Below are 24,248 nucleotides of genomic sequence, written 5' to 3' on the forward strand. Positions count from 1 at the left end.
ATTCCTCCCATTGCACGCCATAGCTTCATGCCATACCTGAGAAGGCGTGATGCGGCCTTCCCGTAAGAACAGTCTCACCCTAGCCGCGCGCCGTTAACGGAAGCCCACACTAATGTTTCCAATATGCTTCGGGGTTGTGGGTGGGGTGCGCTCCCCTCGGTCGTCGCAATCACAGCGTGCGCACGGCGCGGATGGCCTGGGCGCGTTCGGCGAGCTGGTCGTCGGGCGGGTAGGCCACGTATTCGAGGGTGAGGCCCTTGGCCGCGGCCGGTCCGGTAGACCCCTCGCGTTTGGGTTCGGCCATCTTCTGCGCGAACCAGTCCACGCTTTTGCGTCCGCGTCCCACCTGCATGCATCCGTTGACCAGTGATCGCACCATGTTGCGTGCGAAGGCGTCGGCCACGATGGTGAAGCACAGCAGGCCCGACTCCGCGTACGGCACCGGTTCGCCGTATCCGCCGTCGGCCGCTCCCCCGTGCAGCATCACGCCCGGATCCACACGACGCCACTGCGCATACTTGACCTCGCGGATGGTGGTACCGCCCGGGTTCGGCGTGGCGAACGAGCCGAAGTCGTGCAGACCGATGGTGAGCGCCGCCGCCCGGTTCATGGCGTCCATGTCGAGCGTCTCGTCGATGGCGACGACGAATCCTCGGGTACGGGGATCGACGAACCGTCCGTTGTCGCACACCCGATACACGTAGGTGCGTTCGAGCGCGGAGAACCGTGCGTCGAATCCGCCGGGTGCCTGCCGTACGCGATGAATGGCAATGTCGTCGGGCAGCACGCGCTGCAGTCGTCGTTCCAATGCGATCTCCGGGGTCACGTCCATGTGGCCCACGGCCCGCGCGATCACGTCCTCGGGAAGGTCGATGTGGCAGACCTGATGCAGGGCGTGCACGCCGGTGTCGGTGCGGCCGGCCACCACCAGACGGATTTCGGGGGAATCGGGATCGTCGGCGCGCACGCGCAGCACCTTGCGGATCGCCGCCTCGATCTCCCCCTGCACGGTACGCAGTTCGGGCTGCCGCGCCCAACCGTAGAATCCACCGCCGTCATATCCCAGATCAATCCTCAAACGCATACGTCCATGCTGACGAAAGGGGGCGACCGAGGGAGGGATACGCCGCGGTCACGCGGTAAAACGGCAAACAAAAAGGTCGGAACCCGTTCACGTGGAACGAATTCCGACCTTGTGAGCCTTAGTTCAGAGCCCTAGCCTTGCGGCGAGTGATTCACTCGGCCTTCTCGGCGGTCTCCTCGGCGGGAGCCTCAGCAGCGGCCTCGACCGGAGCCTCGGTGGCCTCGGCGACGGGAGCTTCGGCTTCCTTCTCGGCGGCAACCTTGGTGGCGGCCTCAGCCTCGGCAACGGTGGCCTTCTTGGCGCTCAGCGGCTCGGTGACGAGCTCGATGACGGCCATCTGGGCGTTGTCACCGTGACGGGAAGCGATCTTGGTGATGCGGGTGTAGCCGCCCTCACGCTGCTCCATCATTTCGGCGATCTGGGTGAACAGCATGTGCACCACGGACTTGTTGCGGATGACGCGCATCACGCGACGGCGGGAGTGCAGGTCGCCACGCTTGGCGAACGTGATCAGGCGCTCGGCGAGCGGACGAAGACGCTTGGCCTTGGGCAGCGTGGTGGTGATGCGGCCGTTCTGGAAGAGGCTGGTCGCCATGTTGGCGAGCATCAGGCGCTCATGCGCGGGGCTGGAAGCCAGGCGCGGGCCCTTCTTGGGTGTAGGCATTGTAATTACTCCTTATGTCCCGTGCCGGCGCAGGAGGGCAGAGGCCCAAACGTCTGCATGGCACGGGGCTTATTGTTCAAGGAAGACGTTCGTCTTCCCGTCAGGCGAGTTCGCCGGGGCGATCACTCATCTTCCGGGGAGAAGAACGTGCCTCCTTCGAGATTGATGGTATCGAGACCCAGCGGCGAAGCCTTGAGCGACAGGCCCAGGCCCTGCAGCTTTTCCTTGACTTCGTCGATGGACTTCATACCGAAATTGCGGATGTCGAGCAGATCCTGCTCCGTGTGGGCGACCAGCTCGCCGATCGTCGAGATGCCCTCGCGCTTCAGGCAGTTGTAACTGCGCTGGGTGAGGTTCAGCTCCTCGATCGGAACCGCCATTTCGGGGTTGGCTTCTTCCACAACCGGAACCGGACCAACCTCGATACCTTCGGCCTGGTTGTTGAGCTCGCGGCAGAGGCTGAAGAGCTCAACGAGGGTCGAACCCGCGGAAGCCACGGCGTCGCGCGGGGAGATGGCCGGCTTGGTCTCCACGTCGAGGATCAGCTTGTCGAAGTCGGTGCGCTGCTCCACGCGGGTGGCCTCGACCTTGTAGCTGACCTTGAGCACCGGAGAGTAGATGGAATCCACCGGGATGCGACCGATTTCGCCCGTCTCCTGCTTGTTCATCTGGGCAGGAACGTAGCCACGGCCACGCTCGACGGTGAACTCGATCTCCAGGGAGCCGTCCTCGGCGAGGGTGGCGATGTGGAGATCCGGGTTCGAGATGACGACGCCGGCCGGAGGCGTGATGTCGCCGGCAGTGGCCTCGCCCTCGCCGTTCTTGCGCAGGTACATGACGACGGGCTCGTCATATTCGCTCGTCAGCACGAGGTTCTTGAGGTTCAGGAGGATCTCAGCGACATCCTCCTTCACGCCCGGAAGCGTGGTGAACTCGTGCTGGGCACCGTCGATGCGCACGCTCGTCACTGCGGCTCCGGGGATGGAGCTCAGCAGCGTACGACGGAGCGAGTTGCCGAGCGTGTAGCCGAAGCCAGGCTCGAGCGGCTCGATGGTGAAGCGCGAACGCTGGGGATTAAGGACTTCCTCAGTCAGGGTCGGACGCTGGGCAATAAGCACTTTTCTTATCCTTTCAGCTCGAACCGGTTGTGCACGCACCGGCTCTCGCGGGTTGGACGTTTACTTTCTAGTCAGTGCTTCAGACGCGGCGACGCTTCGGGGGGCGAACGCCGTTGTGAGCCTGCGGGGTGACGTCGGAGATGGAACCGACCTCAAGGCCTGCGGACTGCAGGGAGCGGATGGCGGTCTCACGACCGGAACCCGGGCCTTTCACGAACACGTCGACCTTCTTGACGCCGTGCTCCATGGCCTTGCGGGCAGCGGCCTCGGCGGCCATGCCAGCGGCGTACGGCGTGGACTTACGGGAGCCCTTGAAGCCGACATCGCCACCGGACGCCCAGGAGACGACGGCACCGGACGGATCGGTGATCGAGATGATCGTGTTGTTGAATGTGGACTTGATGTGCGCCTGTCCGACGGGAACCGACTTACGGTCCCTACGACGGGGCTTGCGCGTGGCCTGCTTCGCAGCTGCCATGGATCCTCGTTTCCTAGATTACGAATATTTCCTATGGTCTAGGCGATGAGAGCGAACTCTCGTGGCCTAGGCGCGTGCCTGATGAAAGATCAGGCCTTCTTCTTACCGGCGACCGTGCGCTTCGGGCCCTTGCGGGTACGGGCGTTGGTCTTGGTACGCTGGCCACGCACAGGCAGGTGCTTACGGTGGCGCATGCCCTGGTAGCAATTGATCTGGATCTTACGGCGGATATCCGCATCCACCTCACGACGCAGATCGCCCTCGATCTTGTAATTACCCTCGAGGTAATCACGCAGCGTGATCAGCTGCTCATCGGAGAGGTCCTTGACGCGGGTGTCCGGGTTGATACCGGTCGCTGCGAGCGTTTCCTTCGCACGAGTGCGTCCCACACCGAAGATGTAGGTGAGGGCGATCTCAATGCGCTTCTCATTGGGGATGTCGACTCCGGCAAGACGTGCCATTGCGATTCCTTCTGTTCATCGGAGGTCTTACGCCAAATCGTCCGAGCTCACGGCCCAGGCCTCCGCACCTGGGGTTCAACGCCGCATATGGTGGTGCGTACGCTGTGATTTAGCGCCTGATTATTGCCGCTGGGTCTGCTCTCAGCCCTGACGCTGCTTGTGGCGCGGGTTTTCGCAGATCACCATGACGCGGCCGTGACGACGGATCACGCGGCACTTGTCGCAGATCTTCTTCACACTGGGGCTGACCTTCATGGTTTTCCTTTTACTTGTAACGGTAGGTAATGCGGCCGCGGTTCAGGTCGTACGGGCTCATTTCCAGCACGACGCGATCCTGCGGGAGGATACGGATGTAGTTCTTCCGCATCTTTCCGGAGATGGTCGCCAGAACGATGTGCTTGTTTTCCAGTTCGACACGGAACATTGCGTTCGGCAATGCTTCGACAACACGACCTTCTACCTCAATCACACCGTCTTTTGCCATGAGCTCCTGATCCGATCCTTGGCTACAATTACTTAAAGATATGCCCGAAGACACACCAAACTCTGAGTATAACAGAACTGAAACTGCATGACACCGCGGCGTGTCGCATACGAATCACCATTATACGCGACTCGTCGCGCCATGGCCGCCGATGCCTCGATCGCGGTCCGGAAACGCGAATGCGCCCGGCGGGAACGGGAGGATTCCGCCGGGCGCATCGTTGCAGGGAACAAGAAACGACAGTGTCTCGATCATGCCTCCGATTCGGCGGCAACGGCCTTGTTCTCACGAGCCGCCTTGAGCACGACGGCGTTGTGGTCCACTCGCTTCTTGCTCAACGGGTAGACGAACGTGATGAACAGACCGGCGACCAGATACATGAGTCCGGGCAGCAACGTGGCACACATGTACAGACCGTTGGTCACCGATTCACTTTGCACGGCGGTGGCACCGGACTGGTAGCCGATGATGCTGAGCACCAAGCCGGACAACCATCCGGCGAGCGCCTGGCCAACCTTGCGGGAGAACGAGTAGACGGAGTAGCAGGTACCATCCTCGCGGAGGTTACGGGTCACTTCGATGTCGTCGATGACATCGGTGACCATGGCCCAGATCAGCATTTTGAACACGCCCATGCCCAGCATGCAGATGATATTCAGCGTGATGAAGAACGGTGCGTTCTTGGTGTGGGTGAAAAAGAGGAAGACCATGACCGATCCGGAGAACAGGCATCCGAATCCACCGATGAACTTATGCCCAAGTCTGCGCGAGAGCGCCGTGCAGAACGGGGCGCATGACAGCATCACCAAGGAGCTCAGAAGACTGTAGATCGACAGGAAGGCAGCACTGTTGAAGTAGTCGGTGTACAGGAACGTGTTCACGGAATTGCCGAAGGATGATGCGAACAGCATGAAGATGGCGCTGCAGCACAGGCCAAGCAGCGCGCGGCTGGACAACGCGGACTTGACCATGGCTCCCACGGACTTGCGCTCGCCCCTGGGGGTCTCCTTGTGGCTGGCCAGTTTCACTCGCTCGGTGGTCATCCTGTAGCACAGGATGTAGCAGATGAATGCGCAGATGGAGAAAATGCCGGACACCAATGCGAAGATGTGCGTGTGGTCTCCGCCGCGGATGATCTGGTTGCCCTCGGCGTCGGAGGTGTAGATGACCAGCGGCGTGACGGTAGTGACGATAAGTCCGGCAAGCACGGAACCTGTGGAGCGGAACGTGGAAAGGGCCGCGCGGTGGTGGGGTTCCGGCGAGACCACGGAAGCCATGGATCCGTAGGGCACGTTCACCGTGGAGTAGAGGATGCCCCAGATGATGTAGGTGATGTACATGTAGACGATGCGCGCCCACATCGGCGAATCGATGGTGAATGTCTGGAACATGAGGAACGATACGATGACGGCCGGCCCGGCGAATCGCATCATCATGACCTTGTATTTGCCGTTTGGCGTGGACTTGGATTTGTCGACGATGACACCGACCGTCACGTCGGCCACGGCGTCGATAAGCCTGGCGATGAAGAACATGCCGCCGACGATGGTGCCGGGAATGCCCATCACCTTGGTCTCGAACACCACGAGGAACAGTCCGGAGAAATTGAACATGAAGTCGTTGCCGAAGTCGCCGAACATATAGCCGATCTTGTCACGCATCCCGAAGGGTCGTTCCCGTCGTACGGCGGGCGATGTCTGTGACGTCATTGTGCACTCCTATATCTGTGATCTGTATTTGTTGTTTGTCGTTCGTATTGCCTGATTGTCTGGGGGGCGTAGCGGCTTCGCGATCGTGCCGACAGGTCAGTTGCCGGCCGCGGTGAAGGCGTCGCCTCCGTCGAGCGCGCCGGTGTCGACGCGCAGCACGTGCACGCGTTCGTCGTACTGCACGGTCACGTCCTCGACCCAGCCGACGAGCGCCGACACCTCCATCACCATGTCGCCGCGGGGCGAAAGGTACGGTTCGCCGTCCATCAGGTTCTCCTTGCCGTCCACCAGCAGATGGGTGCGCCCCACCTCGGCCTGCACCACGTGTCCGCCGGACCGCAGCGTCAGCGTCGAACCGTCCGGCGCCCAGTCGTAGGAGAACCGGTCGCCGCATTGCATGCGCATGCGTTCGAGCACCACGATCACGTTGCCCCATACGGCACCGTTTTTGTTGACCGTGGGCACGGACCGGGAGTCGGGCTCCTGACCGTCGATGAGGATCTTGCAGAAGTCCTCGGTCGGTGGCACGTACTTGCAGCGGTCGGCGAGCGCGATGGGCTCGAATTCCCGGTGTGCATGGGGCGGCCGTTCGGCCGGGAACCCGTATCGGCGCGAGGGTTCGGCGTCGGTCAGCGTGGAGAGGTCGGCGGGGACCGAGGTCAGATCGATGCGGGTTTCGGGCAGTCCTGCGGCGCTGGCCACGAGCGTGACCGTGCCTGCCGTACGCGTGGCGCGGATGAACACCCTGGTCCTGCCGCATACGGCGTACGTCCATGGTTTATGGATCACGCTGTCGTCGGGTCGCCTGTCCTTTCTGTCGTTGAATCGGCCTTCGCTGTAGCCGCCGAGGAATTCGCCCTCGCCTTCGAGACGGAAGTCGATGCGATCGTCGGCGAGCGGGCAGATCCGCCCATCGGCGTCGGTTATGTCGATGTCCACGTAGGCGATGTCGGCGCCGTCGGCGTGCCATCCGTCGGGGGACGTATGCGGATGCGGTCTGAGTGCTGCGGGAGCGCCGGCCGTTTCGATCACGTCGTGCGCGCAGACCTCGCCGTCGTAGCCGTAGGCGACCGCCTTGACCTCGTGACCGCGGGTCACGTCGACGTGTTCGATCGGGAACACGAACGTGTCGGTCGGGGTGTGGCACTCCCCCACGGTCTCGCCGTCCACGACGAGTTCCACGCGGGCCACGGGGTAGCTGCCGATCACATATACGGTCTTGTCGGTCGGATCCCGGTAGGCGTATTCGCCGGTGCCCTCCCAGTAGCTGCCGTTGAACCGCTTCTTCTCGTACCGGTAGTTGGTACCGTCCGGCTTGGGATAGTTCCAGTGTCCGAGGATCTTGACGGCCGGGTCTTCGCTCTGCATCACGCGGAACACGTCGAAGCTTTCCTTTTCCACGCGCGACGGCCCCACCCGGCCGGACATCCTGGCGTTTTCGCTGTAGGATTGCCGGCCGTGCTGCACGGAGTCGGTCCAGCACAGGGCCGCGCAGCCGGAGTACAGGTCGCGTCCGGAGGCGCCGCCGAGCCGGTCGTTGAAGAATTCGGCGTATCCGCGGGCGTCGGCAAGGGCGAGGTCCTCGGCGGTCAGATCGTAGAAGTCCAGTCCGTTCGCCTTGCGCCCGCCGACGCCTATCCACTTGTTCCGGTAGTCGTAGTCCCTGGGCGAGTAGTTGTCCCATACGCGGCCGGGGGCTTCCTCGCGCGCGTACTCGGTTTCCATGATCGGACCGTGTTCCGCGATGAACCGTGCCGCGTGGCGGTTGAGCATGGTGCCCACGTATTCGGATTCGTTCACCACCTCGTCGGTGTTCAGTGTGCGGCATCCCATGAATCGTCCGCCGTGCGGGTCGAGCAGTCGTTTGAGTTCCAGCATCTCGTGCATGTGGTTCCGGTGCAGTGAGTTGTTGCCGGCCTCCCAGAACAGGATGCTCGGATGGTTGCGGAAGGCGATGATCACGTCGCGCATGAGTTCCACGCGCTGATCCCATTGCCTGCCAAAGTTCTCCTTCTCCTTGTCGCCGGCCGGCTGGGCGATGGCGACGCCGTGCCGGTCCGTGGCCCTTACGTCGGCCGGCGGGGCCGCCACGTGCATCCAGCGGACGTGGTTGGCGTTGCTGCGGCGCAGGAGTTCGCAATCCTCGTCCTTGAGCCATTCGGGCGCGATGCCGATGGCCGGCCATTCGTTGGCGGAACGCTGGGCGTATCCGCGCAGCCAGACCGGCACGCCGTTGATCAGCACGCCGCGGTCCTTGTCGTAGCCGATGGCGCGGAATCCGGTCTCCACGACGGTCTCGTCCGCAGGCGAACCGTCCACGATCAGGGTGACGACGACCCGGTACAGGTATGGATCGTCAAGGTTCCACAGGCGTAGGGACGTGGACTCGGATCGTGCGGACAGGGTCGCGGTCGGAATCGAATCGGTCCGGGTCGGGGTCACGGCGTCCTCGTCGTCCACCGGAACGTATCGGCCCTCGTCGGCGTTCCACGTGTAGGCGTCCTGCGGCGCGATGCTGAGCGGCTGCGCGGCGGCGGCCATCGGTTCGATCGTCCGTTCCTCCGAGTCGAACGACGTCACCTCGTCGCCGTCGATCGTTCTGACGCTTACGTGCAGGCGAGCGCGAACGGGAATGCCCTGTTCGTTGCGCACTTCGGATTCCACGGCCACCTGCGCGGCCGACTTGCGCAGGTCGAAGTCCGTGCCGTACACGTACGTGCCCTTGGTGCGCAGATTGGAGTACAGCGGCAGCGTCAGGTAGGTCTTCGGCTTGAAGTGCACCACGACGGGGCGGGTGAGGCCGCCGAGCGTGGGATTGAATTCGTTGGTGTTCCAGAAGTAGCCGACGCCCTCGTGGTAGCCGTCGGGGATGTCTCCCTCGCCGCGCGCAAGATAGCTGCCCGGTTCGACGCCGGGTTCGTTCGGCGTCTCCGCGGCATAGTACGGCAGTCCGCGGGCGCTGGTGTTGTCCACCGCCACGGCGATGAGATTCGGATTCCCGTCGTCGATGAGATCGGTCACGTCGATGCCGAACGGAGCCACGCCGTTCTCCACGTATCCGGCCAGCGTGCCGTTGACATACAGATAGCAGGACTGACGAACGCCTTCGAATTCCAGAATCGTCTTCTCGCCGCGATGCGCCTCGGGCACGGTCAGCCACGCGCGGTAGAACGCGGCGCAGCGCTTCTGCCGATCGCCGGCGTCGAGGATACGGTCGCGGAACAGGTCGACGTCGTTGAAGGTGTGCGGCAGCGTCACGTCCTGCCATTCGACCAGCCGGCCTTCGGCATCGGTCCGAGACGTGTCCGGCGATGCGGAGTCCTCGTCGTAGTCGGGCTCGTAGAAGCGACGGCCCTTGGAATCCTTCCACCGATCGATCGCGTCGCGCATCGGATAGACGTCGGCCAGCAGGAAATGCCAGCCGTGATGGAAGTAGAAGCGACTGGATAATTCGACGTCGTCTGGGAAGCGGACTGCGTGATCCTCGTTCGGATTATTGCCGCTCGAATGAAACGCATCGTGTTGCTGCATTTCCACATCCACCATGACTGCCTCGCGTTCCTCGTTCTTCCATGAACAGCCGTCATCGTCCGCTACATTGTTGGAAGATGACAACTGACTTAAGTATGCCATTACAACGTTGTAATTTTCAACCTGCAGCATCAAGAACAACTCTTTTCCCTATATAAAACGCAGAATAGTGCAATTCTTGATAGAGCAATCATGAATGCATATACGATTCAGCCACGATCATCGACTATATTTTTCGTCTATATACTTCCATCGTTTACCTATAGATGTCTGTTCAACATCACCTGGTTGACGGCCTCTGCTTGATTTATCAAAAGGGACGACCGGGAGACTCCGTGGAAATGAACAGATTGCGCGAGACGTTGACCATCTACCGGCGGGTGGAGTCGCGCTCCACCAGACGCGGGTGCAGCGCAATGGTGGCGTATGGCGAGTCGTCGCCGTTGATGCGCTCGATCAGACGGAGCACGCACATCTTCGCGTAGTCCTTCCACATCGGATCCATCGTGGTGAGCGATGGCGAGGAGTACGCGCTTTCGGTGATGTTGTCGAATCCGATCACCTGCACGTCGTCTGGCACGCGCACTCCGTGCAGCTGCAGTTCGTACAGCGCGCCGAATGCTGCGGAATCGTTGTAGCAGACGATGCCATCCGGCCGCACGCCGGAATCGAGCATGTCCACGATCGCGGAGGCTCCCCCGGCGATCGTCCAGCGCCGCCCCGCGGGAATGTAGTCCCAGTTCACGTCCATGCCGTTGTCCTGCAGCGCGGAGATGTACCCTTCCAGCCTTGTTATGGTTGCAGCGCCGGGAACCGCGTCCCGCTTGTGATAGGTATCGCGGTCGATGCCCAGCGGCGCGCACAATGCTCCGATCCGCGTGCAGCCGCGATCGATCAGCGCCTGCGTGGCGTCCTTCAACGCGGATTGATTGTCCAGCGTGATCAGGTCGGCCTTGCCATAGGCGGTGTAGTTGCCGCACTGCACGATCGGATAGTCGATATCCAAGGCCGCGCCGCCATCGCCGAGAGGATGATTAGCGTAGACGATCCACCCGTCGGCATTGGAATACGGAGCCTCGCGCAGCAGCGCGTCGACGCCGCCGTCAAGATGGTTGTACGTGCTGATGGTGACGGTGAATCCATGGGCGTGGGCCTCCTCGATCACGCCCTCCAGCAGCTGCGAATAGAAGGGACTGTCGAATCCACCGATTGCAAGACCGATCGTCTGATGCCTGCGGGTCTTGAGATACCGGGCGGCCGCGTCGACGCGGTACCCCAGCTTCGACACCGCGGCATTGACCTTCTTCTGGGTCTTGGGCAGAACATTGCCGACACCGTTGATGACGTTCGACACGGTCTTGATGGAGACGCCGGCTTCCTTGGCGACGTCCGCCATGGTCACACGCTTTGCTGTCATAGCATCACGGTCCCTTCGTTGGTAATGGATTACCCCCAATATAGAGAAGGATTTGCGACTACGTCAAACAATAGTCGCCTATGACTTTTACCTGCCGTACCTGAATATGGCAGGTACACGGATGCGTTCCCTCCCTCAGTCACGCTGTGCGTGACAGCCCCCCCCGGAGGGAGCACCCTGGTATGCCCATCGAAAGCAAAAACCGTCGCACCCCATAACGGGATGCGACGGTTCTATCGACTATCGGTGACTATCGATCGGCGTCGAAACGGCCGAACCGAATCAGCGGGCGTCGAGGGCGCTGACGATGTTCGCCTGGATGGCGTCGATCTCGCCCACGCCGTCGATCTTGACCAGCAGGCCGCGCTCGGCGTAGGTGTCGAGCAGCGGGGCGGTCTCCTTGGCGTACACGTCAAGGCGCTTGGCGATGGCCTCCGGGGTGTCGTCGGAACGACCCTCGATCTCGGCGCGCTTCTTCATGCGCTCCATCAGCACGTCGTGGTCGGCGTCGAGCGCCACCACGGCGTTGAGCGGGGTGCCCAGCTTGGCGAGGATGCCGTCAAGGGCCTCCACCTGGGAGGCGTTGCGCGGGTAGCCGTCGAGGATCCAGCCGTTCTTGGCGTCGTCCTGGGCCAGACGGTCCTCGACGATGCGGTTGGTCAGCTCGTCGGGAACCAGCTCGCCCTTGTCGATGTACTTGAGGGCCTCCACGCCCAGCTCCGTCTTGTTCTTGATGTTGAAGCGGAAGATGTCGCCGGTGGAGATGGTCGGGATGCCGTAGTGCTCGGCCAGCTTGGCCGCCTGGGTTCCCTTGCCTACGCCCTGCGGGCCCATGATGAGGAGTCGCATATCACTTGCTTTCTGTGTTGGTTTCGTCTTCCAGAAGGAAGCCTTCGTACTGGAACTGCTCGGTGCGGGCCTTGGCCTGACGCAGCGTGTCGAGACCCACGCCCGCGATGATCAGGATCGTGGTGCCGCCGAACGGCAGCTTGGCGTTGAGGTTCAGCGCCATGATCAGCACGGTCGGGATCAGGGCCACGAACAGCAGGTAGACCGCACCCACCGTGTTGAGACGGTTCATCACGTAGGTGAGGTACTGGCTGGTGGCGCGGCCGGCGCGGATGCCGGGGATGAAGCCGCCGTACTGCTTCATGTTGTCCGCCGTCTCGTCCGTGTTGAACGTGATCGACGTGTAGAAGAAGCAGAAGAACACGATCATCAGCGCGTACAGCGCGATGTACCACACGCTCGTGGTGTCCGCCAGGTTCGTGTTGATCCACTTGACCCACGACTGGTCGGTCTTGCCGAACTGCGCGATCAGCGTCGGCACGGCCAGGATCGAGGACGCGAAGATCGGCGGGATCACGCCGCTCATGTTGATCTTCAGCGGCAGGTACGTGCTGGTGCCGCCGTACATCTTGCGGCCGATCATGCGACGCGTGTACTGCACGGGGATGCGGCGCTGGGCCAGCTCCACGTACACCACGAAGATCAGGATCACGACGAGCGTGCCCACGACGATGCCGAACTTGGTCCAGTCGCCGTCGGCGCCGTTGGTGCCGTAGCCGATCTCCCACAGCTGGGGCAGGAAGCCGGAGCAGATGGACATGAAGATCAGCACGCTCATGCCGTTGCCGATGGCCTTGTCGGTGATGAGCTCGGCCATCCACATGATCAGGCCGGTGCCGCCGGTCATGATCAGGACCATGACGATGAGGTTCCACACGGAGTTGTCGGGGATGATCTTGGTGCCGTCGCAGGCGTAGCCGAACAGGGCGCCGGTGCGGGCGGTCACGAGGATCGTGGTGGACTGCAGCACGGCCAGGCCGATGGTCAGGTAACGCGTGTACTGCGTGAGCTTGGCCTCGCCGGACTGACCCTCCTTGTGCAGGGCCTCGAACCTCGGGATGACCACGCGCAGCAGCTGCACCACGATGGATGCGGTGATGTACGGCATGATGCCCAACGCGAAGATCGACAGCTGCAGCAGCGCGCCGCCGGAGAAGAGGTTGACCAGACCGATGAAGTCCTCGTTGGTGGTGCCGGCCACGCAGTCCTGTACCGCGGTGTAGTCCACGCCCGGTGTCGGAATGAACGATCCGATTCGGTAGATGATGATGATACCGAAGACGAAGAGGATCTTGTTCCTCAACTCCTTGGTACGGAGAGCCTGAATAAGCGTTCTCACTGGGTGTTCCTCCCTTGGTGTTCATGCGCGTGACACGCACAGACACACAGTGTACACATACGCAATGACCCTCCCCACAGTTGAGTGGGGAGGGTCATTGCATTAGCTTAGAAGCCTTCTCCCGGGGAATTACTCCTCGGAGATGGAGCCTCCGGCAGCTTCGATCTTGGACTTCGCGGAAGCGGAGACCTTCACGCCCTTGAGGGTGAAGGCGGCAGCCACTTCGCCGTCACCGAGGACCTTGACCGGGAAGCCCTTGCGGACTGCACCCTTGGCCACCAGATCCTCGACGGTCACTTCGCCACCCTGCGGGTAGAGCTCAGCGAGACGGGCGAGGTTCACGACCTGGAACTGCTTCTTGAACGGGCTCTTGAAGCCGCGCAGCTTCGGAAGGCGCATGTACAGCGGCAGCTGTCCACCTTCGAAGCCCGGACGAACCGAGTAGCGGGCCTTGGTGCCCTTGGTGCCACGACCGGAGGTCTTACCCTTGGAGCCTTCACCACGACCGACACGGATGCGGTCCTTGTTGGCGCCGGGGGCAGGACGCAGGTCATGCATGCGGATGATCGTGACTTCTTCGTTGTTCTCAGCCATAATCAGTCTGCCTCCTCAACGGTGACCATGTGGCGGATCTTGTCGATCATGCCACGGTACACGGGGGTGTCCTCACGGATAACGGACTGGCCGATCTTGCGCAGGCCGAGGGACTGGGCGTTAGCCTTCTGCACCTCGGTCTTGCCGGCAAAACCACGGACCAGCGTGATCTTCAGGTTAGCCATCACTCACCGTCCTTTTCTTCAGCGGCCTTGGCGGCAGCAGCCTCTTCACGAGCCTTGCGGGCCTCGGCGATGCCGGCGGCACGCTCGCGGAGCAGGGACTCGGGAGCAACCTCTTCGAGGCTCAGGCCACGACGGGCGGCAACCTCTTCGGGCTCTTCGAGCTGCTTCAGGGCGTCCACAACGGCGTTCACGGTGTTGATCGCGTTGGAGGAGCCCATGGACTTGGTCAGGATGTCGGAGATGCCAGCGCACTCCAGGACGGCGCGGACCGGACCACCGGCGATAACACCGGTACCCGGAGCAGCCGGACGCAGCAGCACGGTGCCGGCGGCGTCGTGACCGATCACCGGGTGGGTGATGGTGCCACGCACGCGCGGAACAGTGAACATGTGCTTCTTGGCGTCGAGCTGGCCCTTGGCGATAGCAGCCGGGACCTCGCGGGACTTGCCGTAGCCCACGCCGACGGTGCCGTTGCCGTCACCGACGACCACGAGAGCGGCGAAGCTGAACGTACGACCACCCTTGTGGGTCTTGGCCACACGGTTGATGGTGACCACGCGGTCCATCAGCTCGTCGCCACGGTTCTCCTCGCGACGGTTGCGACGCTCGCCACGACGACCTTCGCCACGACCGCCACGGCGGCCCTTGCGATCCTCGTTCTTGGAGGCGGCTTCGGTTTCGTTCTTCGAATCTTCAGCCACTTGGGTTTCCTTCACTTCGTTGTCGCTCACAGTGCCAGACCTCCCTCGCGGGCGCCTTCAGCAACGGCTGCGACGCGACCATGGTACTTGTTGCCACCGCGGTCGAACACGACGGCGGTGATGCCAGCGGCCTTGGCCTTCTCGGCGACGAGCTCGCCCACCTTCTTGGCGGCGGCGGTCTTATCGCCCTCGAAGCCCTGGAAGTCGGCGTTCATCGTGGAGGCGCTCACCAGGGTGAAGCCCTTGGTGTCGTCCACGATCTGAGCGGTCATATGACGGTTGGAACGGGTGACGACCAGACGCGGACGCTCCGGGGTGCCGACGACCTTCTTGCGCAGACGGGCGTGACGGCGCAGACGAGCGACCTTCTTACCCTTACCGAAAATCTTGACGGACATATTACTTACCAGCCTTTCCAGCCTTGCGCAGAATGCGCTCATCCGCGTACTTGACGCCCTTGCCCTTGTAGGGTTCCGGAGCGCGGAGCTTGCGAATGTTCGCTGCAACCTGGCCGACAGCCTGCTTGTCGGTGCCCTTGACGATGAGCTCGTTCGGGTTCACGATCTCGAACTCAATGCCTTCCGGCGGGTTCACGGTGATGGTGTGGGAGTAGCCCAGGAAGAACTCCAGGCCCTTGCCCTTGGCCACCACGCGGTAACCGGTACCGACGATCTGCAGACGCTTCGCGTAGCCCTCGTGCACGCCCTTGACCATCGAGGCGATGATCGAGCGGCTCAGGCCGTGCTTGGCGCGGGTGGGACGAAGATCATCAGCCGGGGTGAGAACAATCTCGTTGTTCTCGACGACGCCGGTGATGCCTTCGGGGATGGTGTAGGAATCGGTGCCCTTCGGACCCTTGGCGGAGAACGCCTGGCCCTCGAGCTTGACCTCAACCCCAGCCGGGATGGCGATGGGGAGCTTACCAATATGCGATGCCATGTGTCAGCTCTCCTTTCTCACCACACGTAGGCGACGATCTCGCCGCCGATGCCTTCCTTGAGGCATTCCTTCTGGGTCATCAGCCCCGAGCTGGTCGAGATGATGGCGATACCAAGGCCACCCAGCGGCATGGGCAGGGCGTCGGACTTCGCGTAACGACGAAGACCGGGCTTGGAGATGCGCTTGATGCCTTCGATGCTGCGCTCGCCGTTCGGACCGTACTTGAGGGTGACCTCGAGAGTCTGGCCGACCTTGGCTTCCTTGGCGGTGAAGTCCTTGATGTAGCCTTCACGCTTCAGGATCTCGGCGATAGCAGCCTTGAACTTGGAGTACGGCATATCCACGGTCTCGTGCTTTGCCGCGCTCGCGTTGCGCAGACGCGTGAGCATGTCTGCGATGGGATCTGTCATTGTCATGTGGGCTTATGCCCTTCCTCGCCGTGGTTTCCGCCGCAACATCTCAGACGAGATGAAGCAGCGGACCTTCAGCGTCGATATTTACCAACTGGACTTCGTAACGCCGGGCAGCTCACCGCGGTGGGCCTTCTCACGAAGGCAGACGCGGCACAGACCGAACTTGCGATACACGGAATGGGGACGACCGCAGACCTGGCAGCGCGTGTAGGCGCGCACCTTGAACTTGGGCTTGCCGGCCGCCTTGTTCTTCAGAGCGGTTTTTGCCATATCAGTTCTCCTTGAACGGGAAGCCAAGGTGCTTCAGGAGAACCTGAGCTTCCTTGTCGTCCTTGGTCGAAGTCACGACGGTGATGTCCATACCACGCTGGTGATCGATCTCGTCGGGGTTGATCTCCAGGAACATGGTCTGTTCCGTCAGACCGAAGTTGTAGTTGCCGTTGCCGTCGAACTGGTTGCCGTTGATGCCGCGGAAATCGCGGATGCGCGGCAGGGCCAGGGTCAGCAGGCGGTCCAGGAACTCCCACATACGATCGCCGCGGAGGGTCACGTACGCACCGATGGCCTGGCCTTCACGCAGGTGGAACTGCGCGACGGACTTCTTGGCCTTGGTGATCTTCGGCTTCTGACCGGTGATGGCGGTGAGGTCCTTGACGGCACCTTCGATGAGCTTGGAGTCACGAGCGGCAGCGCCGACGCCCATGGAGACGACGACCTTCTGCACACGGGCGACCTGCATGGGGTTGGAGTACTTGAACTCCTTCTCCAGCTCGGGGATGATGCTGTCCTTGTAGAACTGCTTCAGGCGCGGGGTGGCCGGCGCTTCGATAGTGGTATCGGTCATGCCAGCTCCTTTCCGGACTTCTTGGCGACGCGCACGCGCACCGTCTTCACCTTGCCGTCACGGGCTTCTTCCTTGACGACGACGCCGACGCGGGTCGGCTGCTTCGTCTCAGGATCGATGACCATCACGTTGGAGCGATGGATCGGAGCCTCGACGGACACGATGCCGGCCTGCTGGCCCTGCTGGGTGGCGCGGACGTGCTTCTTGACGATCTGAACACCTTCGACGATCAGGCGATCGTTCGGCAGAATGCGGAGGACCTTGCCTTCCTTACCGCGATCCTTGCCACGGATGACCTTGACCTCATCGCCGGTCTTGATCTTTGCTACCACTCAGATCACCTCCGGGGCGAGGGACACGATCTTCATGAAGCGCTTGTCGCGCAGCTCACGACCGACCGGTCCGAAAATACGAGTGCCCTTGGGTTCACGGCCGGAACCGAGAATGACAGCGGCGTTCTCGTCGAACTTGATGTAGGAGCCATCGGCGCGGCGGGTTTCCTTCACGGTACGAACGACCACGGCCTTGACCACGTCGCTCTTCTTCACCGATCCGCCGGGAATGGCGTCCTTGACAGTGGCAACGATGACGTCGCCAATGCCTGCATAGCGGCGCTTCGAACCACCGAGCACGCGGATGGTCAAGAGCTCCTTGGCACCCGTGTTGTCGGCGACACGAAGTCGCGATTCCTGCTGAATCATTGATTCTCCTTAAGCCGAGCTGGTCCTCCCCCAACACCTGGGCGGTCGTTTCCAACCGCCCAGGTGTTGGGCGAGCCTTGCCGAACTTTATTTACTTGGCGCGCTCCACGATGGCGTCCAGACGCCAGCGCTTCGTCTTGCTGATGGGCCGAGTCTCCATAATACTCACAAGGTCGCCAACGTGGGCTTCGTTGTGTTCATCATGGGCCTTGACCTTGCTGGTGGTGCGGACGACCTTGCCGTACAGCGGGTGGGTCGAACGCTGCTCGATCTCGACCGTGATGGTCTTGTCCATAGCTTCGGACACGACATAGCCACGGCGAACCTTGCGGAAGTTACGCTCTTCAGCCATGCTTACTTCTCCTCAGTCTTCTCGGATTCCGCGGGAGCCTCGGAGATACCGAGCTCGCGCTCACGCAGAACCGTGTACATGCGGGCGATGTCACGCTTCACGGCCTTGAGACGCGAAGTGTTGTCGAGCTGACCGGTCGCGTTCTGGAAGCGCAGGTTGAACAGCTCTTCCTTGGAGGCCTTGAGGGCCTCTTCGATCTCCGCGTTGGTCTTAGCGTTGAGATTCTGAATGGTGTAATCAGCGGTACCGACTGCCATCAGTTGTCACCACCTTCACGAGCAATGATCCTGCACTTCATGGGGAGCTTGTCCACAGCGCGGCGCAGAGCCTCGCGTGCGACATCCTCCGAGACACCGCCGATTTCGAACATCACACGGCCCGGACGCACGTTGGCGATCCAGAACTCCGGGGTGCCCTTACCGGAACCCATTCGGGTACCGAGCGGCTTCTTGGTGAGCGGACGATCAGGGAAGATCGTGATCCACACACGACCGCCACGCTTGATGTAGCGGGTCATGGCGATACGAGCCGCCTCGATCTGGCGGTTGGTCACGTAAGCCGGAGCCAGCGCCTGGATACCGAAATCGCCGAAAGCGATCTCGTTGCCGCCCTTGGACATGCCCTTACGGACCGGACGGTGCTGCTTGCGATATTTAGTCCTCTTCGGAATAAGCATCTGGGTTACTCCTTTGCTTCCGTGGCGGGAGCGGCTTCCTTGGCCTCGGCCTGAGCCGGAGCGGCCTTGGCCTGGGCGTTGTTGCGGGAGCCACGACGCGGACGGCGGTCACCGCGGCGACCACGGCCGTTGTTCTGCTGAGCCTGCTGCTCCTCGAACTCACGCTCGGTCATGTCGCCCTTGTAGATCCACACCTTCACGCCGATGCGGCCGTAGGTGGTGCGGGCTTCGAAGAAGCCGTAGTCGATGAGGGCGCGCAGCGTCTGCAGCGGCACGCGGCCTTCGCGGTAGAACTCCGAACGGCTCATTTCGGCGCCGCCAAGACGGCCCGAGAGCTTGATACGGATACCCTTGGCACCGGCGCGCATGGCGTCCTGCTGGGCCTTGCGCATGGCGCGACGGAAGGTCACGCGGTTGGTGAGCTGCTCGGCGATGCCCTGAGCCACGAGCTGGGCGTCGATGGCGGCGTTCTTGACCTCGAAGATGTTGAGCTGGACCTGCTTGCCAGTCAGCTTCTCGAGCTTGGCGCGGACCTTGTCGGCCTCGGCGCCACGACGGCCGATGACGATGCCCGGACGAGCGGTGTGGATGTCCACACGCACGCGGTCGCGGGTGCGCTCGATCACGATGCGGGACACGCCAGCGCGCTCGAGATCGGCGTTCAGGGCCTTGCGGATCTTGTCGTCTTCGAGAACGAAGTCGCTGTAACGCTCACCGGGCTTGTTGGAATCGGAGAACCAACGGCTGCGGTGGGATTCGGTCACGCCCAGACGGTACCCAAACGGGTTGATCTTCTGACCCATTATCGGGCTCCTTCCTTGTCGGCGACGATAACCGTGATGTGGCTGGTGCGCTTGTTGATGCGAGCGGCACGGCCCTGGGCACGTGCGCGGAATCGCTTCATGGTAACGCCCTCGTCGACGAACGTTTCCTTAACGACCAGATCGTTCTCGCGGAACGCTTCGCCGGCCTTGTCGGCCTTCACGCGGGCGTTGGCGATGGCGCTCTCCAGGACCTTGCGGACCGGAACGGCCGCGTCCTGCGGAGCGAACTTGAGGATGGTCACCGCTTCGGTCGCCTGCTTGCCTCGGATGAGGTCGACGACGCGGCGAGCCTTGCGCGGCGTCACGCGGACGTGACGAGCGATTGCTTTAGCTTCCATAACGTCTTTACTCTCCTCGCCTTTAGCGGCGTGCCTTCTTGTCGTCCTTCACGTGACCCTTGAAGGTGCGCGTGGGGGCGAACTCACCGAGCTTGTGACCGACCATGGCCTCGGTGACGAACACCGGGACGTGCTTGCGGCCATCGTGGACTGCGAACGTGTGTCCGATGAAATCAGGGGTGATCATCGAACGGCGGGACCACGTCTTGATGACGTTCTTGGTGCCCTTCTCGTTCTGCTCGTCGACCTTCTTCTGCAAATGGGCGTCGACGAAGGGGCCCTTCTTGATGCTACGAGTCATCTTTTCGACACTCCCTTACTTGCGGTTCTTGCCGGACGGACGACGACGAACAATCATCTTGTTCGAAGCCTTCTTCGGACGACGAGTACGAACCTCGCCCTTGCCCCACGGAGACACCGGCGGCTTGCCACCGCGAGTACGACCACCGTGCGGGTGATCGACCGGGTTCATGGACTCACCACGGGTGATCGGGCGCTTGCCCATCCAGCGGGCACGACCGGCCTTACCAAGCTCGATGTTGGCGTGCTCGGAGTTGCCGACCTCGCCGACGGTCGCACGGCAGCGGGCGTCGACGTTGCGGATTTCTCCGGACGGCATACGCAGCTGGGCGTAGGCGCCGTCCTTGGCGACGAGCTGCACGGCGGCACCGGCGGAGCGGGCGATCTTCGCGCCACCCAGCGGGCGCAGCTCGATGGCGTGCACCACGGTACCGGTCGGGATGTTCTTCAGCGGCAGGTTGTTGCCCGGCTTGATATCGGCGTTCTCGCCGGTCTCGATGCGGTCACCCTGCTTGATGCCCTCGGGGGCGATGATGTAGCGCTTCTCGCCGTCTGCGTAGTGCAGCAGGGCGATGCGAGCGGAACGGTTCGGATCGTATTCGATCTCGGCAACCTTGGCGGGCACGCCGTCCTTGTCCCAACGACGGAAGTCGATGAGACGGTACTGGCGCTTGTGACCGCCACCGCGATGACGGGAGGTCATGCGGCCGTAGGAGTTGCGACCACCGGTCTTGCTCAGCTTGCGGACCAGCGACTTCTCAGGCGTGGAACGCGTGATCTCGGAGAAATCCGAAACGGAAGCGTTACGACGGCCTGCAGACGTCGGCTTGTATGTACGGATAGCCATAATTTAGTTCCTAACTTTCTCGGCTAGCCTTCAGTTACCAAAGATGTCGATGGTCTGACCCTCGGCGACGGTAACGATGGCGCGCTTCTCGCTCACGCGCTGGCCGAAGCCTGCACGGGTGCGGACGCGCTTGCCGGCGCGGTTAAGGGTGTTGACATTCGTCACCTTGACATTGAAGATCTGCTCGATAGCCTGCTTGATCTGCACCTTGTTCGCGTTCGGGGCCACCACGAAGGTGTACTGGCCCATGTCGGAGTTGGCGTAGCTCTTCTCGGAGACGACAGGCTTGATGATGATGTCGTGTGCGGGCTTGTGAATTGCTGCCATTGGAATCAGGCCTCCTTCTCAGCCTTGGCGGTCTTCGCGGCCACGAAAGCCTCGAAGCCTTCCTTGGTGAAGACGACGTCCTCAGCGGTCACCACATCATAGGTGTTGAGCTGATCGGCGAAGATGGGGTGCACGTAGGCGAGGTTGCGGACCGACAGCCACTCGTTGATGTTCTCGCGGGAGAACACGATGGTGGTGAAGCGGGTCGCGATGACCGGATCCAGAGCGGCCTTGGCAGCCTTGGTGGACGGGGTCTCGCCGATGCCGAAGTCCACCACATGCACGCGACCGGCGTTGGCGCGATCGGAGAGCATGTAACGGAGGGCAGCAGCCTTCATCTTCTTGGGGGTGCGCTGCGAGTAATCGCGCGGCTGCGGACCGTGGGCGATGGCGCCGTGAGCCCACTGCGGGGCGCGGATGGAGCCCTGACGAGCACGACCGGTGCCCTTCTGCTTCCACGGCTTCTTGCCGCCGCCGGAGATCTTCGCGCGGTTCTTCGTGGCGTGGGTGCCCTGACGGGCGGCCGCGAGCTGCGCGATGACAACCTGGTGCACCAGCGGAATGTGGTTGCGCACTTCCTCAGCGGAAATGCCGAACAGTTCCTCAGGAGCTTCGACGGTGCCGTTCTGGCCTTCAGCGCTAGTGATGTTCAGAGAAATAGCCATGATGATCAGGCTCCCTTCACTGCGGAACGAACCACGACGATGGCGCCCTTGGGGCCGGGGATGGCGCCCTTGATGGCGATGACGCCGTTCTCAACGTCGGCGGAGACGACGGTCAGGTTCAGCGTGGTGTTGGTGACATGGCCCATACGACCGGCCATGCGCTTGCCCTTGAGGATGCGGCTCGGGGTGGCGCATGCACCGACGGAGCCGGGACGGCGCTCGTTCTTGTGAGAACCGTGGGTGCGGCGGTAGGACTTGAAGCCCCAGCGCTTGATGGTACCGGCGAAGCCCTTACCCTTGGTGGTGCCGGTGACGTCGACCTTGGAGCCCTCGGCGAACACCTCAGCGGTCAGCTCCTGGCCCGGCTGGAAGTCTTCAGCTTCCTCCGTGCGGAACTCCACCAGGTGACGACGCGGGGTCACACCGGCCTTGGCAAAGTGACCGGCGAGCGGCTTGGTCACCTTGGTCGGATCGATCTGGCCGTAGCCGATCTGCACGGCCTTGTAGCCGTCGGTTTCCTCGGTCTTGACAGCCGTGACCACGTTGGTGGAAACGTCCACCAGCGTGACGGGCACGAAGAAGCCGTTTTCGTCCCACACCTGAGACATGCCGAGCTTCTTGCCCAGCAGCGCGTTCTTGATGTTGTTGCTCATGACGGTTCCCTCCTCCCTTACAGCTTGATCTCGATGTTCACGTCCGCCGGCAGGTCGAGACGCATCAGAGAATCGACGGCCTTAGGCGTCGGGTCAACGATGTCAATGAGGCGCTTGTGAGTGCGCATCTCGAAATGCTCGCGGGAATCCTTGTACTTGTGAGGAGAACGGATAACGACAAACACGTTCTTCTCGGTCGGCAGAGGAACCGGGCCAACTACGGTTGCGCCCGCGTTCGTGACCGTCTCGACGATTTTCTTCGCCGACTGGTCGATGACCTCATGGTCATAGGACTTAAGCCTGATGCGGATTTTCTGTCCCGCCATTGCCGTCCGCCCTTTCTTGCGAATTTCTTGACTATTACCAGCCTGTTTCTCTGAGGGCACGTCAAGGCGCGGCCCACTTCGGAATCCCTTCCCGTGAAGCGGCCTAACCGTATCAGTGCATGGCCATGCGGCAACCCTCCCGGGAGCCGTGCCATGCTCGCTTTTGAGTAAACAATTTTGCGAGCCCAAAACAGGCAACTTCTTTATTAAAGCACAACCCATGCCCCTAGCAGAATTCGGGCGTGTCGCACGCCCTCATGCCTTGTTTCCCAAGGCCTCACGCTCAAAAATCGCGCTCGCATCGCCTACGGACAATCCACCGGATTGCCCGCTTCACGGCTCAGCTGGACTGTCTCCCTCACGGCTCGGCGGACGAGCCGCACGCCCTCACGCCTTGTTTCCCAAGGCCTCACGCTCAAAAATCGCGCTCGCATCGCCTACGGGCCGTAAGACTCTGGACCGGACGGGGGAACATGCCTTACGGTGGAATCCATGTCAGATTCCGCAGCCAACGATCAGAACCGAGCCGCAGTGCCGGTCCCAGCCGCCCCGAACCCATCGCCAACGCCCCGTACCGTACGCCCGCTCACCATGCGCGACTGGATTCCCTCACAGCCGGGAGCATGGGCGATGGCGATCCTCCCCGCTCTGACCGGCCTCGGACTGGTCGGAGCCAGCGTCACCACCATCTGGCTGCTGGCGTGCTGGATCCTCTGCTACTGCGTGCAGTACGCCACGGCCCGTTGGCTCAAGTCACGACGCTCACGCCGGTATCTGCCGCCGATGATCGTATATATGGCGGTGCTGGCCGCAATCGGCGTCCCCTTCATACTTCTGTATCCGGCGGTCCTGCTGTGGTCACCACTCTTTGCCGTACTCGCAGCCCTGTCATTCATCGCTGCATGGAAACGCCAGGAACGATCGATCTGGGCGAACATCGCCGTCATTCTGGCCGCCTGCTCCATGACTGTGGTCATCTGCTGGATCGGCGATCCGTCACTCTCACCACATTCATCGGCCACACAATCCTTGTCATCACATGGCATCGATCTTTTCTCGCCGGACCGTTGGTCGATCTCGGCTTGGCTGGCCATCCCACTCCCCCACGCCGGTCTCATCGCCGCCGCGGTCTTCGCACTCTACGAGTTTGGATCCGTGCTCTTCGTCAAAACCATGATTCGCGAGCGCGGCAGTCGTGTATATCTAACTGCGTCGTGGATCTGGCACGCCACCTTGACCGTCGCGGGGTTCACAGTCTCCCCTTGGCTTGGCAGTCTCGGTCTGGTTCTGCTGATCCGTGCGGTCACACTCCCCGTACTCGCCCGTCATCGAAAAATCAAACCCGTGGTCGTGGGTCTCACCGAACTCGTCACGATTCTGCTGGCCTGCGTCCTGACCGTCACCGTAGTCCCGCCACGCATCGGTTAAA

The 24,248-nt window shown here is 62.0% G+C and carries 34 protein-coding genes; 1 reads left to right on the plus strand and 33 read right to left on the minus strand.

The window, feature by feature from the left end; genetic code table 11:
• Nucleotides 1–169: 169 nt before the first annotated feature.
• The 33 genes from truA to rpsJ form a co-directional block, all read right to left on the minus strand.
• Entirely contained in the window at nt 170–1,084 is a 915-nt protein-coding gene (gene truA, locus Tam10B_RS02000) for a tRNA pseudouridine(38-40) synthase TruA (RefSeq protein WP_093959593.1), read from the minus strand.
• Nucleotides 1,085–1,235: 151 nt separating this feature from the next.
• Nucleotides 1,236–1,748: a 50S ribosomal protein L17 gene (rplQ, locus tag Tam10B_RS02005; RefSeq protein WP_093959594.1), complete on the minus strand. Its 513-nt coding sequence runs from the start codon at nt 1,746–1,748 to the stop codon at nt 1,236–1,238.
• 122 nt (nt 1,749–1,870) lie between these two features.
• On the minus strand, nt 1,871–2,866 hold the full coding sequence (locus tag Tam10B_RS02010) for a DNA-directed RNA polymerase subunit alpha (protein ID WP_093959595.1): 996 nt from the start codon (nt 2,864–2,866) through the stop codon (nt 1,871–1,873).
• Nucleotides 2,867–2,945: 79 nt separating this feature from the next.
• The gene (gene rpsK, locus Tam10B_RS02015; RefSeq protein WP_093959596.1) at nt 2,946–3,344 is read right to left on the minus strand and encodes a 30S ribosomal protein S11; all 399 of its coding nucleotides are present in this window, start codon (nt 3,342–3,344) and stop codon (nt 2,946–2,948) included.
• 89 nt (nt 3,345–3,433) lie between these two features.
• Nucleotides 3,434–3,805, minus strand: a complete 372-nt coding sequence (gene rpsM, locus Tam10B_RS02020) for a 30S ribosomal protein S13 (RefSeq protein ID WP_093959597.1) — start codon at nt 3,803–3,805, stop codon at nt 3,434–3,436.
• Nucleotides 3,806–3,946: 141 nt separating this feature from the next.
• On the minus strand, nt 3,947–4,060 hold the full coding sequence (gene rpmJ, locus Tam10B_RS02025; protein WP_093959598.1) for a 50S ribosomal protein L36: 114 nt from the start codon (nt 4,058–4,060) through the stop codon (nt 3,947–3,949).
• A 10-nt stretch (nt 4,061–4,070) separates the two neighbouring features.
• Nucleotides 4,071–4,289, minus strand: coding sequence for a translation initiation factor IF-1 (gene infA / locus Tam10B_RS02030; protein WP_004268611.1), 219 nt, complete (start codon nt 4,287–4,289; stop codon nt 4,071–4,073).
• 251 nt (nt 4,290–4,540) lie between these two features.
• Nucleotides 4,541–5,998 carry an MFS transporter gene (locus tag Tam10B_RS02035; RefSeq protein ID WP_093959599.1) on the minus strand — a complete coding sequence of 486 codons (1,458 nt, stop codon included), beginning with the start codon at nt 5,996–5,998 and terminating at the stop codon, nt 4,541–4,543.
• Nucleotides 5,999–6,094: 96 nt separating this feature from the next.
• Nucleotides 6,095–9,544: a glycoside hydrolase family 2 protein gene (locus Tam10B_RS02040; RefSeq protein WP_158214095.1), complete on the minus strand. Its 3,450-nt coding sequence runs from the start codon at nt 9,542–9,544 to the stop codon at nt 6,095–6,097.
• A 355-nt stretch (nt 9,545–9,899) separates the two neighbouring features.
• Nucleotides 9,900–10,946: a LacI family DNA-binding transcriptional regulator gene (locus tag Tam10B_RS02045; protein ID WP_093959601.1), complete on the minus strand. Its 1,047-nt coding sequence runs from the start codon at nt 10,944–10,946 to the stop codon at nt 9,900–9,902.
• A 282-nt stretch (nt 10,947–11,228) separates the two neighbouring features.
• Nucleotides 11,229–11,795, minus strand: a complete 567-nt coding sequence (locus Tam10B_RS02050) for an adenylate kinase (RefSeq protein ID WP_093959602.1) — start codon at nt 11,793–11,795, stop codon at nt 11,229–11,231.
• Between the two features lies 1 nt (nt 11,796).
• Nucleotides 11,797–13,134, minus strand: a complete 1,338-nt coding sequence (gene secY / locus Tam10B_RS02055; RefSeq protein ID WP_093959603.1) for a preprotein translocase subunit SecY — start codon at nt 13,132–13,134, stop codon at nt 11,797–11,799.
• Between the two features lie 129 nt (nt 13,135–13,263).
• Nucleotides 13,264–13,728 carry a 50S ribosomal protein L15 gene (gene rplO / locus Tam10B_RS02060; protein ID WP_093959604.1) on the minus strand — a complete coding sequence of 155 codons (465 nt, stop codon included), beginning with the start codon at nt 13,726–13,728 and terminating at the stop codon, nt 13,264–13,266.
• A gap of 2 nt (nt 13,729–13,730) precedes the next feature.
• Complete coding sequence (gene rpmD, locus Tam10B_RS02065) at nt 13,731–13,913, minus strand: 50S ribosomal protein L30 (protein WP_093959605.1); 183 nt, start codon at nt 13,911–13,913, stop codon at nt 13,731–13,733.
• Nucleotides 13,913–14,644: a 30S ribosomal protein S5 gene (rpsE, locus tag Tam10B_RS02070; protein ID WP_093959606.1), complete on the minus strand. Its 732-nt coding sequence runs from the start codon at nt 14,642–14,644 to the stop codon at nt 13,913–13,915. The genes rpmD and rpsE overlap by 1 nt, the downstream gene beginning before the upstream one ends.
• Nucleotides 14,641–15,012 (minus strand): 50S ribosomal protein L18, encoded by a 372-nt coding sequence (gene rplR, locus Tam10B_RS02075; protein WP_093959607.1) that lies wholly within the window; start codon nt 15,010–15,012, stop codon nt 14,641–14,643. The genes rpsE and rplR overlap by 4 nt, the downstream gene beginning before the upstream one ends.
• Before the next feature lies 1 nt (nt 15,013).
• On the minus strand, nt 15,014–15,553 hold the full coding sequence (gene rplF, locus Tam10B_RS02080; RefSeq protein ID WP_093959608.1) for a 50S ribosomal protein L6: 540 nt from the start codon (nt 15,551–15,553) through the stop codon (nt 15,014–15,016).
• 17 nt (nt 15,554–15,570) lie between these two features.
• Nucleotides 15,571–15,969, minus strand: coding sequence for a 30S ribosomal protein S8 (gene rpsH, locus Tam10B_RS02085; protein WP_093959609.1), 399 nt, complete (start codon nt 15,967–15,969; stop codon nt 15,571–15,573).
• Between the two features lie 81 nt (nt 15,970–16,050).
• Nucleotides 16,051–16,236, minus strand: coding sequence for a type Z 30S ribosomal protein S14 (locus tag Tam10B_RS02090; RefSeq protein ID WP_033493929.1), 186 nt, complete (start codon nt 16,234–16,236; stop codon nt 16,051–16,053).
• Nucleotide 16,237: 1 nt separating this feature from the next.
• Nucleotides 16,238–16,810, minus strand: a complete 573-nt coding sequence (rplE, locus tag Tam10B_RS02095) for a 50S ribosomal protein L5 (protein WP_093959610.1) — start codon at nt 16,808–16,810, stop codon at nt 16,238–16,240.
• Nucleotides 16,807–17,142 (minus strand): 50S ribosomal protein L24, encoded by a 336-nt coding sequence (gene rplX, locus Tam10B_RS02100; RefSeq protein WP_093959611.1) that lies wholly within the window; start codon nt 17,140–17,142, stop codon nt 16,807–16,809. The genes rplE and rplX overlap by 4 nt, the downstream gene beginning before the upstream one ends.
• Complete coding sequence (rplN, locus tag Tam10B_RS02105) at nt 17,143–17,511, minus strand: 50S ribosomal protein L14 (protein ID WP_093959612.1); 369 nt, start codon at nt 17,509–17,511, stop codon at nt 17,143–17,145. It abuts the gene before it with no gap.
• 91 nt (nt 17,512–17,602) lie between these two features.
• Entirely contained in the window at nt 17,603–17,863 is a 261-nt protein-coding gene (rpsQ, locus tag Tam10B_RS02110) for a 30S ribosomal protein S17 (protein ID WP_093959613.1), read from the minus strand.
• A gap of 2 nt (nt 17,864–17,865) precedes the next feature.
• Entirely contained in the window at nt 17,866–18,120 is a 255-nt protein-coding gene (gene rpmC, locus Tam10B_RS02115; RefSeq protein WP_093959614.1) for a 50S ribosomal protein L29, read from the minus strand.
• Complete coding sequence (rplP, locus tag Tam10B_RS02120; RefSeq protein ID WP_093959615.1) at nt 18,120–18,539, minus strand: 50S ribosomal protein L16; 420 nt, start codon at nt 18,537–18,539, stop codon at nt 18,120–18,122. The genes rpmC and rplP overlap by 1 nt, the downstream gene beginning before the upstream one ends.
• A 5-nt stretch (nt 18,540–18,544) precedes the next feature.
• Complete coding sequence (gene rpsC, locus Tam10B_RS02125) at nt 18,545–19,342, minus strand: 30S ribosomal protein S3 (protein WP_093959616.1); 798 nt, start codon at nt 19,340–19,342, stop codon at nt 18,545–18,547.
• Nucleotides 19,342–19,701: a 50S ribosomal protein L22 gene (gene rplV, locus Tam10B_RS02130; protein WP_093959617.1), complete on the minus strand. Its 360-nt coding sequence runs from the start codon at nt 19,699–19,701 to the stop codon at nt 19,342–19,344. Before rplV ends, rpsC begins: the two co-directional genes overlap by 1 nt.
• A gap of 22 nt (nt 19,702–19,723) precedes the next feature.
• On the minus strand, nt 19,724–20,002 hold the full coding sequence (gene rpsS / locus Tam10B_RS02135; RefSeq protein WP_033490666.1) for a 30S ribosomal protein S19: 279 nt from the start codon (nt 20,000–20,002) through the stop codon (nt 19,724–19,726).
• A 15-nt stretch (nt 20,003–20,017) separates the two neighbouring features.
• Nucleotides 20,018–20,848, minus strand: a complete 831-nt coding sequence (gene rplB, locus Tam10B_RS02140) for a 50S ribosomal protein L2 (protein ID WP_093959618.1) — start codon at nt 20,846–20,848, stop codon at nt 20,018–20,020.
• A 30-nt stretch (nt 20,849–20,878) separates the two neighbouring features.
• The gene (gene rplW / locus Tam10B_RS02145; protein WP_093959619.1) at nt 20,879–21,175 is read right to left on the minus strand and encodes a 50S ribosomal protein L23; all 297 of its coding nucleotides are present in this window, start codon (nt 21,173–21,175) and stop codon (nt 20,879–20,881) included.
• A gap of 5 nt (nt 21,176–21,180) precedes the next feature.
• Nucleotides 21,181–21,840, minus strand: a complete 660-nt coding sequence (gene rplD / locus Tam10B_RS02150) for a 50S ribosomal protein L4 (RefSeq protein ID WP_217625577.1) — start codon at nt 21,838–21,840, stop codon at nt 21,181–21,183.
• Nucleotides 21,841–21,845: 5 nt separating this feature from the next.
• The gene (gene rplC / locus Tam10B_RS02155) at nt 21,846–22,493 is read right to left on the minus strand and encodes a 50S ribosomal protein L3 (RefSeq protein WP_093959621.1); all 648 of its coding nucleotides are present in this window, start codon (nt 22,491–22,493) and stop codon (nt 21,846–21,848) included.
• 17 nt (nt 22,494–22,510) lie between these two features.
• Entirely contained in the window at nt 22,511–22,819 is a 309-nt protein-coding gene (rpsJ, locus tag Tam10B_RS02160; RefSeq protein ID WP_006288664.1) for a 30S ribosomal protein S10, read from the minus strand.
• Nucleotides 22,820–23,311: 492 nt separating this feature from the next.
• Here rpsJ and Tam10B_RS02165 point away from each other — a divergent pair, with 492 nt between their 5' ends.
• A complete protein-coding gene (locus tag Tam10B_RS02165) occupies nt 23,312–24,247 on the plus strand; it encodes a YwiC-like family protein (protein ID WP_233133541.1) in 936 nt (311 codons plus the stop codon).
• Nucleotide 24,248 lies beyond the last annotated feature (1 nt).

The sequence above is a fragment of the Bifidobacterium vansinderenii genome (assembly GCF_002234915.1).
Taxonomy (GTDB): domain Bacteria; phylum Actinomycetota; class Actinomycetes; order Actinomycetales; family Bifidobacteriaceae; genus Galliscardovia; species Galliscardovia vansinderenii.